General features: G+C 72.2%; 13 protein-coding genes and 1 tRNA gene. 10 read left to right on the top strand and 4 right to left on the bottom strand.

Annotated elements, in window-relative coordinates; translation table 11 throughout:
• Positions 1–261: 261 nt before the first annotated feature.
• The 3 genes from Sdagh_RS27130 (at position 262) to Sdagh_RS27120 (ending at position 4,199) form a co-directional block, all read left to right on the top strand.
• On the top strand, positions 262–1,815 hold the full coding sequence (locus Sdagh_RS27130; RefSeq protein ID WP_226535880.1) for an MFS transporter: 1,554 nt from the start codon (positions 262–264) through the stop codon (positions 1,813–1,815).
• A gap of 393 nt (positions 1,816–2,208) precedes the next feature.
• A complete protein-coding gene (locus Sdagh_RS27125; RefSeq protein ID WP_226535877.1) occupies positions 2,209–2,598 on the top strand; it encodes a DUF485 domain-containing protein in 390 nt (129 codons plus the stop codon).
• Positions 2,595–4,199, top strand: a complete 1,605-nt coding sequence (locus Sdagh_RS27120) for a sodium/solute symporter (protein WP_190076591.1) — start codon at positions 2,595–2,597, stop codon at positions 4,197–4,199. Before Sdagh_RS27125 ends, Sdagh_RS27120 begins: the two co-directional genes overlap by 4 nt.
• A gap of 31 nt (positions 4,200–4,230) precedes the next feature.
• On the opposite strand, the gene Sdagh_RS27115 is transcribed toward Sdagh_RS27120, so the two are convergent.
• The 3 genes from Sdagh_RS27115 to Sdagh_RS27105 all read right to left on the bottom strand — a co-directional run bounded on the left by Sdagh_RS27115 (position 4,231) and on the right by Sdagh_RS27105 (position 8,336).
• The gene (locus tag Sdagh_RS27115; RefSeq protein ID WP_190076592.1) at positions 4,231–5,115 is read right to left on the bottom strand and encodes a cellulose-binding protein; all 885 of its coding nucleotides are present in this window, start codon (positions 5,113–5,115) and stop codon (positions 4,231–4,233) included.
• 127 nt (positions 5,116–5,242) lie between these two features.
• Complete coding sequence (locus tag Sdagh_RS27110; protein ID WP_190076593.1) at positions 5,243–7,297, bottom strand: SUKH-4 family immunity protein; 2,055 nt, start codon at positions 7,295–7,297, stop codon at positions 5,243–5,245.
• 7 nt (positions 7,298–7,304) lie between these two features.
• Positions 7,305–8,336 (bottom strand): SMI1/KNR4 family protein, encoded by a 1,032-nt coding sequence (locus tag Sdagh_RS27105; RefSeq protein WP_189414705.1) that lies wholly within the window; start codon positions 8,334–8,336, stop codon positions 7,305–7,307.
• A gap of 314 nt (positions 8,337–8,650) precedes the next feature.
• Here Sdagh_RS27105 and Sdagh_RS27100 point away from each other — a divergent pair, with 314 nt between their 5' ends.
• Positions 8,651–9,181 (top strand): YwqJ-related putative deaminase, encoded by a 531-nt coding sequence (locus Sdagh_RS27100; protein ID WP_190076594.1) that lies wholly within the window; start codon positions 8,651–8,653, stop codon positions 9,179–9,181.
• A 45-nt stretch (positions 9,182–9,226) separates the two neighbouring features.
• Positions 9,227–9,724, top strand: a complete 498-nt coding sequence (locus Sdagh_RS27095) for an SUKH-3 domain-containing protein (protein WP_189414703.1) — start codon at positions 9,227–9,229, stop codon at positions 9,722–9,724.
• A 24-nt stretch (positions 9,725–9,748) separates the two neighbouring features.
• Here Sdagh_RS27095 and Sdagh_RS27090 read toward each other — a convergent pair whose 3' ends face one another.
• Positions 9,749–11,062 (bottom strand): sensor histidine kinase, encoded by a 1,314-nt coding sequence (locus Sdagh_RS27090; RefSeq protein WP_189414702.1) that lies wholly within the window; start codon positions 11,060–11,062, stop codon positions 9,749–9,751.
• A 167-nt stretch (positions 11,063–11,229) separates the two neighbouring features.
• Here Sdagh_RS27090 and Sdagh_RS27085 point away from each other — a divergent pair, with 167 nt between their 5' ends.
• From Sdagh_RS27085 to Sdagh_RS27065, 5 genes are all read left to right on the top strand, one after another.
• Positions 11,230–12,090 (top strand): hypothetical protein, encoded by an 861-nt coding sequence (locus Sdagh_RS27085; RefSeq protein WP_190009149.1) that lies wholly within the window; start codon positions 11,230–11,232, stop codon positions 12,088–12,090.
• A 14-nt stretch (positions 12,091–12,104) separates the two neighbouring features.
• Positions 12,105–12,178: transfer RNA gene (locus tag Sdagh_RS27080), tRNA-Gln, on the top strand.
• Positions 12,179–12,289: 111 nt separating this feature from the next.
• Positions 12,290–13,735, top strand: coding sequence for a bifunctional UDP-N-acetylglucosamine diphosphorylase/glucosamine-1-phosphate N-acetyltransferase GlmU (glmU, locus tag Sdagh_RS27075; RefSeq protein ID WP_189414701.1), 1,446 nt, complete (start codon positions 12,290–12,292; stop codon positions 13,733–13,735).
• A gap of 111 nt (positions 13,736–13,846) precedes the next feature.
• Positions 13,847–14,821: a ribose-phosphate diphosphokinase gene (locus Sdagh_RS27070; RefSeq protein WP_189414700.1), complete on the top strand. Its 975-nt coding sequence runs from the start codon at positions 13,847–13,849 to the stop codon at positions 14,819–14,821.
• A gap of 172 nt (positions 14,822–14,993) precedes the next feature.
• Positions 14,994–15,584 carry a 50S ribosomal protein L25/general stress protein Ctc gene (locus Sdagh_RS27065; protein ID WP_189414699.1) on the top strand — a complete coding sequence of 197 codons (591 nt, stop codon included), beginning with the start codon at positions 14,994–14,996 and terminating at the stop codon, positions 15,582–15,584.
• The last annotated feature ends 88 nt before the right edge of the window (positions 15,585–15,672 follow it).

Below are 15,672 nucleotides of genomic sequence, written 5' to 3'. Positions count from 1 at the left end.
GCCGCCGCCGCGGGTCTGCCGCGATGGTGCGCAGCGCAGTCTTCTCCTGAGGAAAACCCCACCCCCGCGACTCCGGTGCACCGCCCCCCGGCGGCGTGAGACCAGGTTAAGGACGGCCCGGCCCCCGTCTCGTCCTCCGGCGGTACGACCCCTCCCCGAGCCGTTGTACGGAGATACCCCTAGGGGCAGTCCGCCCTCCGGCCGAGGGCGTCTCGGGGTCGGACTCCGCCCTCGGGCGGACCCGCTCGGTGCCCTCCCGCGATGTCAGCCCCAAGTGGGAAGCTGATACCCCCGGTTGAGGAGGGTTGCGGAGTGGACAGCACCACGGGCGCGGACGCGGTGCCCGGCACCGCCCGGACCGGAGCGGAGGGCCGGCGCGGGGCGGTCGTCGCCGCGCTCATGCTGGCGATGGCGCTGGCGGCCCTGGACTCCACCATCGTCTCCACCGCCGTCCCGCAGATCGTCGGCGATCTCGGCGGCTTCTCCGTCTTCTCGTGGCTCTTCTCCGGCTACCTGCTGGCCGTCACCGTCACCCTGCCCGTCTACGGCAAGCTCTCCGACACCTTCGGCCGCAAACCCGTCCTGGTCGCGGGCGCCGTCCTCTTCCTGCTGGGCTCGCTGCTGTGCGCGCTCGCCTGGAACATGACGGCGCTCATCGCCTTCCGCGTCGTCCAGGGCCTGGGCGGCGGCGCGCTCCAGGGCACGGTGCAGACCCTCGCCGCCGACCTGTACCCGCTGAAGGAGCGCCCGAGGATACAGGCCCGGCTCTCCACGGTGTGGGCGGTGTCCTCCATAGCCGGGCCCGCGCTGGGCGGGGTGCTGGCCGGTTACGCCGACTGGCGGTGGATCTTCCTGGTCAACCTGCCGGTCGGCGCCCTGGCCCTGTGGCTGATCGTCCGTCACCTGCACGAGCCGCGGCGGGCAGCGGGCGGGCCGCGGACGCGGGTGGACTGGGCGGGCGCGCTCGCGGTGTTCGCGTGCGGCGGGGTCCTGCTCACCGCGCTGGTGCAGGGCGGGGTCGCCTGGCCGTGGGCGTCCGCGCCCTCGCTCGCCCTGTTCGCCGGCGGCCTGGTCCTGCTGGCGGTCGTCGTCGTGGTCGAGCGCCGGGCGGCCGACCCGATCATGCCGGGGTGGGTGTGGCGCCGCCGCACGATCGCCGCGGTCAACCTGGCGCTCGGCGCGCTGGGCCTGCTGATGGTGGCGCCCACGGTGTTCCTGCCGACGTACGCGCAGTCGGTGCTGGGTCTCGCGCCGGTGGCGGCCGGGTTCGTGCTGTCGGCGTGGACGCTGAGCTGGCCGGTGTCGGCGGCGCTGAGCCAGCACGTGTACCGCAGGATCGGCTTCCGCAACACGGCGATGCTGGGCATCGGCACGGCCGCCCTGCTGCTGTGCGCGTTCCCCTTCCTGCCGTATCCCGGCGCGGCCTGGCAGCCGGCCCTGCTGATGCTGTTCCTCGGCGCCGCGCTCGGCCTGTTCCAGTTGCCGCTGATCGTCGGCGTGCAGTCGACGGTGGGCTGGTCGGAGCGGGGGACCGCGACCGCGTCGGTGCTGTTCTGCCGGCAGAGCGGGCAGACCGCCGGGGCGGCCGTGTTCGGCGCGATCGCCAACGGGGTGCTGGCGGCGCGGCTCGGCGGCGCGAGCGACCTGGACTCGGTGACCCGGGCGCTGGACGCGGGCCCGGCGGGCGACGGCGTACGACGGGCGGTCGCCGACGCCGTGCACGCCGTCTACTTCGGCGCGGCGGGCGCGGCGGCGCTGGCGTTCCTGGTGCTGCTGACGCTGGCGCCGCGCAGGTTCCCGGTGCTGACGGACTGACCGGGGGCGGGCGGGTTCCGGGTACCGACGGACTGACGCGGCGGGCGCGTTCCGGGTACCGACGGACTGACGCGGCGGGCGCGTTCCGGGTACCGACGGACTGACGCGGCGGGCGGGTTCCCGGCCTGCCGGTGGCGGCCTTCGGTCTCCTGGTCCGCGCGGGCCCGTCCCCGGTCCCGACGCACCCCGCCGGTCCCCGGCCTCCCGGTCCGGGCGGACACGCACCCGGAAGCCCCGGGTTTTCCACATACCGACCACTCAGTTTGGGGAAAACCCCACACGCCCCGAGGCCGGCGAGTAGCGTGCGGGCACCGCACCCCCCTCTCCCTGCGGTCCGCCTCCGGCGGACCCGAGCCTCGCAAGGAGCAGCACGGGATGTCACATGACCCGTACATGCCATACCACGCACCGCCGTCCCACCCGCCCCGCGTCCCCGCGTACGTCCCCGAGGACAGCCACACGCTCCGGCTGCCCTCGGTCAGGAAGCGCGGGGACGTGCGGGGGCTGCGCGCCGCCTACCGCAGGCAGCGGCGGACCGCCACCTTCGCCGCGCTCGGCTACTTCCTGGTCTTCCTGCTCCTCGCCGCGTTCGCCCCGGCCACGCTGACCGGCGACGTCACCGCCGGACTGCCCCTCGGCATGCTCCTGGCCCTGCTCCAGCTCCCCGTCACCTGGCTCGCCATCGCCCTGTACGAGCACACCGCGCGGCGCCGCGTCGACCCGCTCGTGGACCGCCTCCGCCGGGACGGCGCGGCCGGCGCGCGCGGGGAGGCCGGACGATGACCGGGTTCAGCGACGACGCCAGGGCCATGTCCCTGGTCGGCTTCTGCACCGTCGTCACCGTCACGCTGCTGCTCTGCGTGATGACCGGCCCCGACCGCGACGACCTGGACGAGTTCTACACCGGCTACGGCTCCCTCTCCCCGCTGCGCAACGGACTGGCCATCGCCGGCGACTACATCTCCGCCGCCACCGTCCTCGGCACCGGCGGCGTCATCGCCCTGTTCGGCTTCGACGGGGTCGTCCTCGCCCTCAGCACCGCCCTCTCGCTGCTCCTGCTGATGTTCCTGATGGCCGAACCCCTGCGCAACGCGGGCCGGTTCACCATGGGCGACGTCCTGGGCCGCCGCATGTCCGGCCGGACCGTCCGCGTCACCGCCTGTCTGGTGACCCTCACCGCGCTGGTGCCGATGATGCTGGTGCAACTGGCCGGCACCGGCCAGCTGATGTCGTTCCTGCTCGGCTTCGACAGCGCCGCGCTCCAGACCGGCTGTGTCATCGGCGTCGGCGCCCTGATGATCAGCTACGCGATGATCGGTGGCATGAAGGGCACCGCCCTCATCCAGATCCTCAAGATCGTCATGCTGCTCGGCTCCGGCGCCGTGGTCACCGCGCTGCTCCTGCACCGGTTCGGCTGGAACCCGGGTGCCCTCTTCGACGCCGCCGCCCGCCGCAGCGGCGCCGGACAGGCGTTCCTGCACCCCGGCCTGGAGTACGCCGCCGGCCCCTGGCCCGGCCTGGACATGGTCTCCTCCCAGCTCGCGGTGGTCCTCGGCGGCGCCTGCCTGCCGCACGTCACCATGCGCATGTACACCGCCTCCAGCGCCCGCGAGATACGCCGTTCGATGTCCTGGGCGGTCTCCCTGGTGGCGCTGTTCGTGCTGGTCGTCACCGTCGTCGGGTTCGGCGCGACGGCCCTGGTCGGCCGGGACACGGTCGCCGCGACCGACGCCGCCGGCAACTCGGCCTACCTGCTGGGCTCCCGGGCGGCCTTCGGCACCGACGTCACCCTGGCGGAGACCGCCCTGTTCACCACGGTCGGCACCGCCATGTTCCTCACCCTGCTGGCCTCGGTCGCCGGAATGATCCTCGCCTGCGCCAACTCCCTCGCCCACGACGTCTTCGCCACCCGCGCCCGGCCCCTGACCCCGCGCCGCGAGATGCTGCTGGCCCGGCTGTCCGCCGTCGCCGTCGGCATCCCCGCGATCCTCCTGGCCGTACTGGTGCAGCACCGCAGCCTCCAGCCGCTGGCCACCCTCTCCTTCTGCGTGGGCGCCTCGGCGCTCTGCCCCGCCCTGGTCTACAGCCTCTTCTGGCGCCGCTTCACCCGCGCCGGCCTGCTGTGGACCCTGATCGGCGGCACCCTCACCGTCCTCGCCCTCACCCCGGGCACCAGCCTGGTCTCCGGCACCCCCGTCGCCGCCTTCCCCGACGCCGACTTCAACTGGTTCCCGTTCACCACCACGGGCCTGGTCTCCATCCCGGCCGGCTTCGCCTTCGGCTGGCTCGGCACCCTCGCCTCCGGCCGCCGCCGGACCGAGGAGCAGCGCGTACGGTACGAGGCCCTGGAGACGGACCTCTACGCGGGCTCGGCGCGCGGCTGACCGGAGGCACCCGGCGGCCGGGCGGGCCGGGTCACTCCACCGCCCGGCCCGTCAGGGCGCTGATCCGGCTGCGGACCTGGTCCATCTGCGTCCGCAGCTCGTCCCACCGCTCCCCGTGCTCCCGCAGCACCCGCTCCGTCTCCCGGGCGGTCCGCTCCGCGCTCGCCCGCGCCGCGGCGACCACCTCGGCGGCCCGCTCCCGCGCCTCCGCGGGCCACCGCCGGGCCGCCTCCCGGGCGGCGGCCAGCTCCCGCTCCGCGTCCGCCAGTTCCCGCTCGGCCCGCGCCGACCGCTCCACGAGCGCCGCCTCCGCGGCGGCCGCCCGCTCCGTCTCCTCCCGCTCGGCCGCCGCCCACCGCGCCGCCTGCTCCCGAGCCTGCTCAGCAAGCATCCCGGTGGTACGCCGCCGCATCTCCCGCAGCGCCGCCAGCGCCTCCGCGCGCCCCGCCTTCACCTCGCGCCGGGACCCGATCCGCGCCCCGTCGGCCTCCGCCCGCGCCGCGAGCAGCCGCTGCCGGGCCCGCTCGTCCGCCTCGGCGCGTACGGCGTCGGCGTACGCCCGCACGGACTCCGCCACGCCCTCCGCGTACGCCCGCGCCCGGTCCACCTGCCGCTCCGCATCGGCCCGCGCCCGCGCCCGCAGCCCCGCGGCCTCCTCCTCGGCCCGCTGGAACAGCTCCCGCGCGCCCTCCCCCAGCTCCTCGTACGCCTGCGGAGCCAGCCCGGCCACCGTCTCCCGCAGCCCGGCCAGCTCCTCCTCCATCCGCCGCGCCAGCACGGTGAGCCGGGCGGCCCGCTCCCAGGCGGCGTCCCGCTCCCGGGAGAGGACCGCGGCACACGCGTCGACCTGCTCGGGACGGTAACCGCGCCCCCGTACGGTCACGAAGCCGTGGGGCGGCACCGATGCGCTGCTCATGCTGGAACCCCTTGTCGCCCGACTTTACGTACATAACGGACTCAAGGGACTTTAGGGATCAAACGTAAGTGTTCATAACGCGACACTCCGCACACCGGACCCGGCCGGGACCGGCGCGGTCACCGCGTCACAGCAGGCCGTCCCACATCTGCTCCAGCAGCACCGACCACCAGCTCTCCGGCGACCCGAGCGCCGCCGCGTCCAGCGCCGCCAACTGCGCCTGGAAGTCCACGGTCCAGCGACCCGCCTGCTCCTGGTTGAGCCCGAACCGCAGCCGCCACATCCGCCCCAGCAGCGCCAGACAGCGCGCGAACTCCGGCAGCCCCGTGTTCACGAACTGCGGCGGCACCGGCGCACCGCCCGGCCCGGCCTCCACCGGCACCGCCACGATGTTCGCCGTGCCGTACTGCACACAGAGCGCCTTGCCGAAGTCGCTGCCCACCACCAGGTACGACCCGGCGTCCGAGGCCGGCCGCACCCCCCGCTCCACCGCCAGCTCCGCCAGCGTCGGCACCGGACGGCCCGGCTGCGCCTGCGCCCAGAAGAACGGACCCATGTCCAGCGGCAGCCCCGCCACCACCAGCGTGTGCGCCACGACCGGCGGCACGCCCTGCCGGTCCACCGCCGCCTGCTCGAACCGGAACACCCCCGGCCCGAACGCCGCGGCCAGTTCCCGCGCGATCCCCTCCGGCGGCACCGGCGGGGCGGCCTGCACCGCCGGCAGCGGCGCCCGCACCGGCGCGGGCCGCGCGGGGCCGTCCGCCACCTGGTGCAACTCGCCCTGGTGACTGAGCAGTTCGCGCATGCCCTGCTGCCGGCTCGCGTGATCGGTACCGTACGGCGCGATCGACGTGATCCGCGCCTGCGGCCACTGCTCCCGGATCATCCGCGCGCAGTACGCGCCCGGCAGCTCGCACGACTCCAGCTCCGTGTGCAGCTCCAGGACCTGGTCCGGCGGCACGCTCATGGCCCGCAGCTCGTGGTAGATCTGCCACTCCGGGTGCGGGGTGCCCGGCGCGGACCGCCGGATGAGCTGCTGCTCGGAACCGTCCTGCGCCCGGTAGCGCAGCACCGCCTGGTACCCGGGACCGACGGTCGGCTGCCCCGGGGGCGGCGGATACCCGTACGCCGGCGCCTGCGGCGCCGCTGCCTGCGACGGCCGGGGCTGCGGCGGTCCCGGCGGCGGTACGGCACCCTGCGGCGGGGGCACGCCGGGTCCGGGCGGGGGCGGCGACGCGACCGGCACGGCCGGCACGGTGTGCGCCCCGGCGGGGCCGGGCGGCACGGGGGCCGGCGGCGCCACCGGAGGCTGGGGAACGGCGGGCGGCCCCGGTACGACGGGCGGCTGCGGCGCGGGAACGGGGGACGGCACCGCGGTCGGCTGCGGAGCAGCGGAAGGCACCGGCACGACAGGCGGCCGGGGAACGGCGGCCGGCTGCGGAGCAGCGGAGGACGACGGCACAGCGGGAGACGGCGGCGCGGCGGGCGGCTGCGGCGCGGCGGGCGGCTGCGGCGCGGCGGGCGGCTGCGGTACCCCCGCCGACCGGGACGCCTCACCGGCACCGGCCGCGTCGGCATCCGCACCGGCACCCGAGCCGGCACCGGACCCGGGACCCTGCCCGTCGCTCTCCTCACCCACCGGCGAAGCGAACACCGTCTCCGGCAACGGCACGGAACGGTCCTCGCCGCCGTCCCCGTTGGTGTCCGTACCGGCCCACGGGGTCACACCCTCAGCAACCCCGGGAACCCCAGAAGCCCCAGGAGCCCCCGCGTCCTCCGGTCGCCCGGCGCCGCTCCCCTCCCGCCGGTCCGCGACCCCCAGCTTGTCCGCCGCCTCCTGCAACCACTCCGGCGGACTCAGCAGGAACGACGTCTGGTTCAGATCCACCCGCGCCGCCGGCACCGGCCCCGCCACCGGCTCCGACCGGCCGTACTCCTCCTCGTACCGGCGGATCACCTCACCCACCGGCAGCGCGGGCCACAACGACGCCTCACCGCTGTCCCGGGCGAGCACCAGCCGCTGCGCGCCCCCCGTACCGGCCGGGCCCTCCGCCCGGTCCTCGCCCCACACCACGAAGCCGAGCCCGAACTCCCTCACCCGCACCTCACGGTGGAGCGACGCCGGCACGTCCCCGTTGATCCACTCCTCGCCGCGCTCCTGCGCCTGCGCGAACGTCACCATCGCCAGCTCACTCTCCCGCGACAACAGCGGACGCCGCGACCGGCACGGCCCGCGCGAACCCGCCGTCCACCATCAGATTCGCCACCGTCTCCAGCTCCGGCGGCGACCCCGCCAGCCGCGACAGGAACGCGTCGAAATCCTCACCGCACGGCAGCAGCAGCCGCTCCGCGCGCTCCGCCGGCGACCACCCCGGATCGACGTCCCGCGCGTCGTCGTACGCGCAGAACCACACCGAACCGGCCCGCTCGCCCTTCACCTTCACCGCCAGCAGACCCCCCTGCACGAACGCCACCCCCAGGTAGTCCTTCGTCAGATGGTCCCGCAGGCACTTGTTGACGTAGACCAGGTCATTGACCGCCGCCTCCTCCCGCACCGTGAAGAACGGCTGGTCGATCAGCAGCCCCAGCTCCGCGTCCAGCGCCGTCCCCACCGGCGCGCAGCCCCCCGCCGCCTTCAGGAACGACCGGTACGCGCCCGGCAACCGGTACCCGAGGTCCTCCTCCGCCCCCTGCACCTGCGCCTCCGAGACCGCCGGCCCCCGTTTCGGCAGCCCGAGATGCGCCGGCCGCGTCTGCTCCAACGGCCGCGTCCCCCGCTTCGACTGGTCCACCGCCGCCGTCGCGACCCCCCCGTGGTGCCGCAGCAGCGCCTTCACCTCGACCGGCACCAGTTCGAGGCGCCGCGACCCCACCACGTGGTGCCACGTCCACCCGTGCGGTGTCGCCACCGCCGGCACCGTGTCCCACAGTTCGTGCCCCGACGCCGCCAACGCCGCGTTCGCGGAGACGTAGTCGGTCAGCCGCAGCTCGTCCACACCGAAACCGCCCGGCGGTTCCGCCACCTCCGCCGCGGCCCGCGCGTACGGCGAGAAATCCGGATAACCCGCCCCGTCCACCCGCACCCCCCGCGGATGACGCGCCGCCCGCACCGGGTCCGGGAAGTGCACGACCTGCCCGGCGTAGGCCGCGTTCGGCGGCACGGCCCGTCCCCCGGCCTGGCGGCCGGGAGGAACCCCCAGCCCGAGCCGACCTGTCGTCATGGCGGTTGCCCCCTGCGGCGTATGTCCGTTGTCCGTGCGGACACTGTCTCTGACTGACTGCATCTGTCGTGAACTGCCTGAAACTGCCCGGAACTGCGAAGATCAGCGCAGCGCACGCGGTGCCGACAGCCTATGCGGTACGACGACACCGGTCACCGGCAGCGGCACCACACCCCTCCGCTTCCGTGACCAGCCGTCACTCACCGGTGACAGACCGCCCATATGCGGGCGTGTCGCCCCGCCCCAGCTTCCCCACCAGCAACGCCATTTGGCAGTCTGTGACCTCCGGGGGAGGCACAGAGGGGATGACGATCATGAACGCGACACAGACGGGACACCACACGGGCAGGTACGACAACCCCCGCAGCGGCGACCCCCGCATCGGCTGGAGCACCACCGACACCCGCCACACCCCCACCCTCCGCCACCGCCGCGACGGCATACTCCCCACCGTCGCCGCCGCCCTCTCCGTCCGCGGCACCACCCTCACCGGCACCGCCGCCCGCGGCGACACACCCCCCGCCCTGCACCCCCTCGTCCAGGACTTCCTCGACACCCTCACCAGCTCACAACGCGACCGCTTCACCGGACGCTGCGCCGAGACCATCCTCATCTCCCGACACCTCACCACCGCCGACGCCGCCCGCAGCAAACGCGCCGCCCGCAGACCCATGACCAACGGCGAAGCCCGCAAAGCCCTCAAACACGCCAAACTCACCGCCCGCCGCATCCGCGAGGACGGCGACCCCCTGCACGGCACCTTCGCCACCCCCTGCCGCACCTGCACCGCCCTCAGCGCCCACTTCGGCGTCCGCATCATCGACCCCACACCCACCACCCCCTGACCCGCCCCCGCCCCACACACCCCCAACGGACGACGAACGAAAGCCATGCACCCCGACCACACCAGCGCCCCCACCCGATTCCCCGCCCCCGTCGACACCGCCCTGCGCGACGCCGGCTGGCACCCCGGACGCTGGGACATCACACAAGCCGAGATCTGGGCCGACACCCTCCGCGCCCACACCTCACCCGCCGGCCACCGCCACACCGTCTTCCCCGCCGCCGTCGAAGCCTGGGCCGAATTCGGCGGCCTCACCATCACCCCCACCGCACCCGGCCGCCAGATCGCCCCCGCAACCCTCCACCTCGACCCCCTGCACGGCCTCCACCTCGCCCGCACCCTCGGCGACCTCGGCCGCGCCCTCGACACCGACGTCTGCCCCCTCGGCACCGAGACCGACACCCAGGCCCTCCTCGCCGTCGACACCCACGGCCGGATCTACGCCCTCGACCACACCGGCGACTGGTACCTCGGCCCCCACATCGACCACGCCCTCACCGCCCTCGTCACCGGCACCGAACCCCACCGCCTCAGCACCATCTGACCCAAGGACCCCCACCCCCGGCCCTCACGAAGCGGCCGACGCCGGAATCACCGCCGACACCCGAAAACCCCCCGCCTCCGTCGGCCCCGACACAAACACCCCACCCAACGCCGCCACCCGCTCCTTCATCCCCACCAGACCATTGCCCCCCGACGGCAACCCCGCCACCGACGCCGACCCCGGCTCAGGCGGCGGATCGTTCTCCACCTGCATCGCGATCTCCGACACCCGATGCGCCAACCGCACATACGTCTTCGCCCCCGACGCATGCTTGTGCACGTTCGTCAACGCCTCCTGCACCACCCGGAACGCCGTCTGCTCCACCTCCGGCGCGTACGACCGCACCTCCCCCTGCACCGACAGATCGACCACCATCCCCGCCGCGGCCGACTGCCCCACCAACTCACCCAGCTCCGCCAGCGACGGCCCCTCCCCCTCCTCCACCGCCGCCCGCGAAGCAGCGGCGGCAGCCGCCGCCCCCACCGCCGCCAACGGCACCGAACGCTCCCCCGGCGCACCACCCCCACTGCGCAGCACCCCGAGCATCTCCCGCAACTCCGTCAGCGCCTGCCGCCCCATATCCCCCACCAACGCGGCATTGCGAACCGCCTTCTCCGGGTCCTTCCGCGCCACCGCCTGCAACGCCGCCGCATGCACCACCATCAAGGACACCCGGTGCGCGACCACATCGTGCATCTCCCGCGCGATCCGCGTCCGCTCCTCACTGCGCGCCCACTCCGCACGCTCCTCCGCACGCTCCGCAAGCAACTGAAGCTCCCGCTCCAGACTGTCCGCCCGCTCCCGCAGACTCTCCATCAACCGCCGCCGCGCCCCCACATACAGCCCCAACAGCACCGGAGGCGCCGTCAGCCCCAGCGAGATCGTCACCGCCGCGAACGGCACGAACCAGTCCCCGATCCCCAGCTCGCCCCGCGCCATGTCCTGCCGCACCCGCACGAACGTCACGATCAACGTCCCCACCGACGACATCCCGGCCAGCGACCCGATGATCCGCCGCGGCAGCTCGCACGCCGCCAGCGTGTACAGCCCGACGACCCCCATCAGGAAACCCATCTGCGCCGGCGTGACGGCGATCGCCACCAGCACCACCGCGATCGGCCACTTCCGCCGCACCACCAGCACCGAGCCGGCCAGCGCACCGAAGAGGACCCCCGCCCACACCGGAATCCCGGCGTCCCACGCGAAGGACACCCCCTCCGCCGCACACTCCAGCACCGACAACGCGGCCAGCCCCCCGTCGAGCACCGCGCCACGCCACCGCTCCCACCACCACGGCCCACCCCGGGCCGTCACATGGTCTTCCCCCGTCGAGGTCATGCCTCCAGCCTACGGGCGCACGGCGGCGCGTTTCCGGGGAGTTTCGGTGGATCGGCGCACACCACGGACCGTGATCCCACGGTAGCGATACGACGCGATACCCCTCGAACTGGTGAACCGCTCCCGACCCACCCCCGAACACGCCGTTCCACCCCAAAACTGTCCCCATGAACCCCTCACCGAACAGATACGCCGACTTCGAGCACCTCCGCGAACAGGCGGTGGAGCTCCGCCGCGAGGGCTACAGTCTTCGACAGATCCGGGACGAGCTGAAGGTGTTCAACAACGACATCCTCAACCAACTGGTGAAGGGCGAACCGCCGCCCGCCTGGACGAAGCGCCCGAACGCGAAGGACGACCTGAGGGCGAGAGCGCGCGAGCTCCGCCTACAGGGGTGGACCTACGACCGGATCGAAGCAGAACTGGGCTGCTCGAAAAGCTCGGTCTCACTCTGGGTCAGAGACCTCCCGAGGCCCGAGCCCCGCTACACGCCGGAGGAACAGCGAGCCCTCATGCACGAGGGCCTGGCACGGCGCCGCGCGGCCGAGGACGAGAACCGCCGACGGATCAAGGCGGATGCCAAGGGCGAGGTCGGCGCGCTCACGAACCGCGACCTTTTCCTGGTGGGCGTAGCTCTCTACTGGGCGGAGGGCTCTAAGAGCAAGCCGTACGACCGCCGGGAACGCGCCGTCTTCGTCAACAGCGACCCCGGAGTGATCAAGACGTACCTCGCCTGGCTCGACCTGCTCGGCGTGGGGAGGGACCGTATGGGTTTCCGCCTGCTCATCCACGAGTCCGCCGACATCGACGCGGCGCACAGGTTCTGGGCGGAGACGGCCGGCGTCGACACGACCAGCTTCGCGAAGCCAACGCTCAAGAAGCACAACCCCAAAACCGTCCGCAAGAACGTCGGGGACGACTACCACGGATGCCTGGTCGTCACCGTGTCCCGCAGTGCCCACCTGTACAACCGTATCGAGGGTTGGTGGAACGGAATCGTGGCCCACGCACAAGGACCTCTCCGGTAAGGTCTGAAGCGTGATCCCCCGTGGTGTAACCCGGCAGCACACCAAGTTTTGGTCTTGGCAGGTCAAGGTTCGAATCCTTGCGGGGGAGCCTGCGAAGTACGGGCCCTGACAGCACAGTCAGGGCCCATACTCATGTTCCCCACGTAACCCCCCGGTATCCTGCGGTTGTCCACCCCCACCCACAGCCGAAGGGCATCCCGTGAGCGCCAACCGCCCGGCCGCCGTCGTCGTTCTCGCAGCGGGTGAGGGCACCCGTATGAAGTCGGCCACGCCGAAGGTCCTGCACGACATCTGTGGCCGCTCGCTCGTCGGGCACGTGCTCGCCGCCGCCGGCGAGCTGGACCCCGAGCACCTGGTCGTCGTCGTCGGGCACGCCCGTGAGCAGGTCGCCGCGCATCTCGCCGAGGTCGCCCCCACCGCCCGTACCGCCGTGCAGGAGCGGCAGAACGGCACCGGGCACGCCGTGCGGATGGGCCTGGAGGAGCTGGGCGGGGCCGTCGACGGGACGGTCGTGGTGGTGTGCGGGGACACCCCGCTGCTGACCGCGGAGACGCTGCGGTCGCTGGCCGGCACCCACGCGGCGGACGGGAACGCGGTGACCGTGCTGACGGCCGAGGTGCCGGACGCGACGGGGTACGGGCGGATCGTGCGGGACGCGTCGGGCGCGGTGACGGCGATCGTGGAGCACAAGGACGCCGACGAGGCGCAGCGGGCGATCCGGGAGATCAACTCGGGGGTGTTCGCGTTCGACGGGCGGTTGCTGGTCGACGCGCTGGGGAAGGTGCGGACGGACAACAGTCAGGGTGAGGAGTACCTGACGGATGTCCTGGGCATTCTGCGGGAGGCCGGGCATCGGGTCGGGGCGTGTGTGGCGGGTGATCACCGGGAGATCGCGGGGATCAACAACCGGGTGCAGTTGGCGGAGGCGCGGCGGATTCTGAATGACCGGTTGTTGACGGGGGCGATGCTGGGCGGGGTGACGGTGGTCGATCCGGCGTCGACGTGGGTGGACGTGTCGGTGACGTTCGAGCGGGATGTGGTGGTGTATCCGGGTACGGAGCTGCGGGGGGCGACGCATCTGGGCGAGGGTGCCGAGGTGGGGCCGCATTCGCGGTTGACGGATACCCGGGTGGGGGCGGGTGCGCGGGTCGAGAACACGGTGGCGCTGGGCGCGGAGGTGGGCGCCGAGGCGTCGGTGGGGCCGTTCGCGTATCTGCGTCCGGGGACCCGGTTGGGGGTCAGGGGCAAGATCGGTACGTATGTCGAGACGAAGAACGCGTCGATCGGTGAGGGTACGAAGGTGCCGCATCTGTCGTATGTGGGGGACGCCACGATCGGCGAGTACACGAACATCGGGGCGGCGAGTGTGTTCGTGAACTATGACGGGCAGGACAAGCATCACACGACGGTCGGGTCCCATTGCCGGACGGGGTCGGACAATATGTTTGTGGCTCCTGTCACGGTCGGGGACGGTGCGTACACTGCCGCCGGCTCGGTGATCACGAAGGATGTGCCGCCTGGTTCGCTGGCCGTGGCCCGTGGTCAGCAGCGGAATATCGAGGGTTGGGTGGCTCGTAAGCGGCCGGGGAGTGCGGCGGCGCGGGCGGCCGAGGAGGCGTCCCGGGAGCGGGGCGCCGAGGATTGACCGGAAACCGGTGCGTCGAAGTCGTCGTACCGTGATAAGTGCACACCCGCACCCTTACCAGCCGGGACGTCCGCTCTGCTCCGGCTGCGAGACCTCTGAGGAGACAGTGCTGTGACCGGGATCAAGACGACCGGCGTGAAGAAGATGATGTTCTTCTCCGGCCGCGCCCACCCCGAGCTTGCCGAGGAGGTCGCCCACGAGCTGGGTGTCGGGGTCGTCCCGACGAAGGCCTTCGATTTCGCCAACGGTGAGATCTATGTGCGTTATCAGGAGTCGGCCCGTGGGGCGGACTGTTTCCTGATCCAGAGCCACACGGCTCCGATCAACAAGTGGGTCATGGAGCAGTTGATCATGATCGATGCGTTGAAGCGTGCGTCGGCTCGTTCGATCACCGTGATCGTGCCGTTCTACGGTTATGCGCGGCAGGACAAGAAGCACCGTGGGCGTGAACCGATCTCGGCGCGTCTGATCGCGGATCTGATGAAGACGGCCGGCGCGGACCGGATTCTCGCTGTGGACCTGCACACGGACCAGATCCAGGGGTTCTTCGACGGGCCGGTGGACCATCTGTTCGCGCTGCCGCTGCTGGCGGATTATGTGGGCGCGAAGGTGGACCGGAACAAGCTGACGATCGTGTCTCCGGACGCGGGCCGGGTGCGGGTCGCGGACCGGTGGTGTGACCGGCTGGGTGCGCCGTTGGCGATCGTGCACAAGCGGCGTGACAAGGATGTGGCGAATCAGGTCACCGTGCACGAGGTCGTCGGTGATGTGGAGGGGCGTATCTGTGTGCTGGTCGATGACATGATCGACACGGGTGGCACGATCTGTGCGGCGGCGGATGCGCTGTTCGCGCACGGTGCGGAGGACGTCATCGTGACGGCGACGCATGGTGTGCTGTCGGGTCCGGCGGCGGACCGGTTGAAGAATTCGCAGGTGAGTGAGTTTGTGCTGACGAACACGCTGCCGACGCCGGGTGAGCTGGAGCTGGACAAGATCACGGTGTTGTCGATCGCGCCGACGATCGCGCGGGCGGTGCGTGAGGTGTTCGAGGACGGTTCGGTGACGAGCCTGTTCGACGAGCAGTAGATCGTTTTGGGTGTGGCCTCTTTTGCCGAGTAGACTGCTGAGGTTGCTCGGCGAGGGAGGCCGTACTCGTTTTCTGGCGGGTGTCGGCGGTCCGTTATCGACGCGCTCTTCGTAGCAGGCCGTTCGTGGCCGGGTGACCACGTCCGTTTCTGTTGATGTACGAGGAGTGAGCATGTCCGAGGTGAAGATCTCCGCGGAGACGCGCAGTGAGTTCGGCAAGGGTGCGGCGCGCCGTATCCGTCGTCAGGACAAGGTTCCGGGTGTGCTGTACGGGCACGGTTCGGACCCGCTGCACCTGACGCTTCCGGGTCACGAGCTGCTGCTGGCGCTGCGTACGCCGAACGTGCTGATCGCGCTGGACATCGACGGCAAGTCCAATGAGCTGGCGATTCCGAAGTCGGTGCAGCGTGACCCGATCAAGGGTTTCCTGGAGCACGTCGACCTTCAGCTGGTGCAGCGTGGTGAGACGGTCAGCGTCGAGATCTTCGTGCAGACCGAGGGTGAGCTGGCGCCGGGTGGCAACCTGCTGGAGCACGTGCTGAACGCGCTGCCGGTCGAGGCCGAGGCGACGCACATCCCGGAGTCGGTCACCGTGTCGGTGGAGGGTCTGGAGGCCGGTGCTTCCGTCCTGGCGAAGGACATTCCGCTGCCGTCGGGCACGAAGCTGGGTGTGGACGGGGAGACCGTGGTGCTGCAGGTGCTGGCCGCGCAGGCCGAGGAGGCCCCGGCCGAGGGTGAGGGCGACGAGGCCGCGGAGGCCTGATCGTCGTCATCGTCGTAGCGGCGTTGTCTCGTCGTTTTCGATCTGTTGTCAGCCGCTGTTCCCTTCGGGGGGCAGCGGCTGGCGTGTA

Origin of the sequence: Streptomyces daghestanicus, assembly GCF_020521275.1 — a bacterium.
In the GTDB taxonomy this organism is placed as follows: Bacteria; Actinomycetota; Actinomycetes; order Streptomycetales; family Streptomycetaceae; genus Streptomyces; species Streptomyces griseoviridis.
The sequence above is the reverse complement of the archived record's forward strand: the minus strand, read 5'-3'. Positions and strand labels throughout refer to the sequence as shown.

Coding starts and splice junctions, on each gene's coding strand:
- Sdagh_RS27130 (WP_226535880.1), top strand. CDS start 262: ATGTCAGCCCCAAGTGGGAAGCTGATACCCCCGGTTGAGGAGGGTTGC.
- Sdagh_RS27125 (WP_226535877.1), top strand. CDS start 2,209: ATGCCATACCACGCACCGCCGTCCCACCCGCCCCGCGTCCCCGCGTAC.
- Sdagh_RS27120 (WP_190076591.1), top strand. CDS start 2,595: ATGACCGGGTTCAGCGACGACGCCAGGGCCATGTCCCTGGTCGGCTTC.
- Sdagh_RS27115 (WP_190076592.1), bottom strand. CDS start 5,115: ATGAGCAGCGCATCGGTGCCGCCCCACGGCTTCGTGACCGTACGGGGG.
- Sdagh_RS27110 (WP_190076593.1), bottom strand. CDS start 7,297: ATGGTGACGTTCGCGCAGGCGCAGGAGCGCGGCGAGGAGTGGATCAAC.
- Sdagh_RS27105 (WP_189414705.1), bottom strand. CDS start 8,336: ATGACGACAGGTCGGCTCGGGCTGGGGGTTCCTCCCGGCCGCCAGGCC.
- Sdagh_RS27100 (WP_190076594.1), top strand. CDS start 8,651: ATGAACGCGACACAGACGGGACACCACACGGGCAGGTACGACAACCCC.
- Sdagh_RS27095 (WP_189414703.1), top strand. CDS start 9,227: ATGCACCCCGACCACACCAGCGCCCCCACCCGATTCCCCGCCCCCGTC.
- Sdagh_RS27090 (WP_189414702.1), bottom strand. CDS start 11,062: ATGACCTCGACGGGGGAAGACCATGTGACGGCCCGGGGTGGGCCGTGG.
- Sdagh_RS27085 (WP_190009149.1), top strand. CDS start 11,230: ATGAACCCCTCACCGAACAGATACGCCGACTTCGAGCACCTCCGCGAA.
- Sdagh_RS27065 (WP_189414699.1), top strand. CDS start 14,994: ATGTCCGAGGTGAAGATCTCCGCGGAGACGCGCAGTGAGTTCGGCAAG.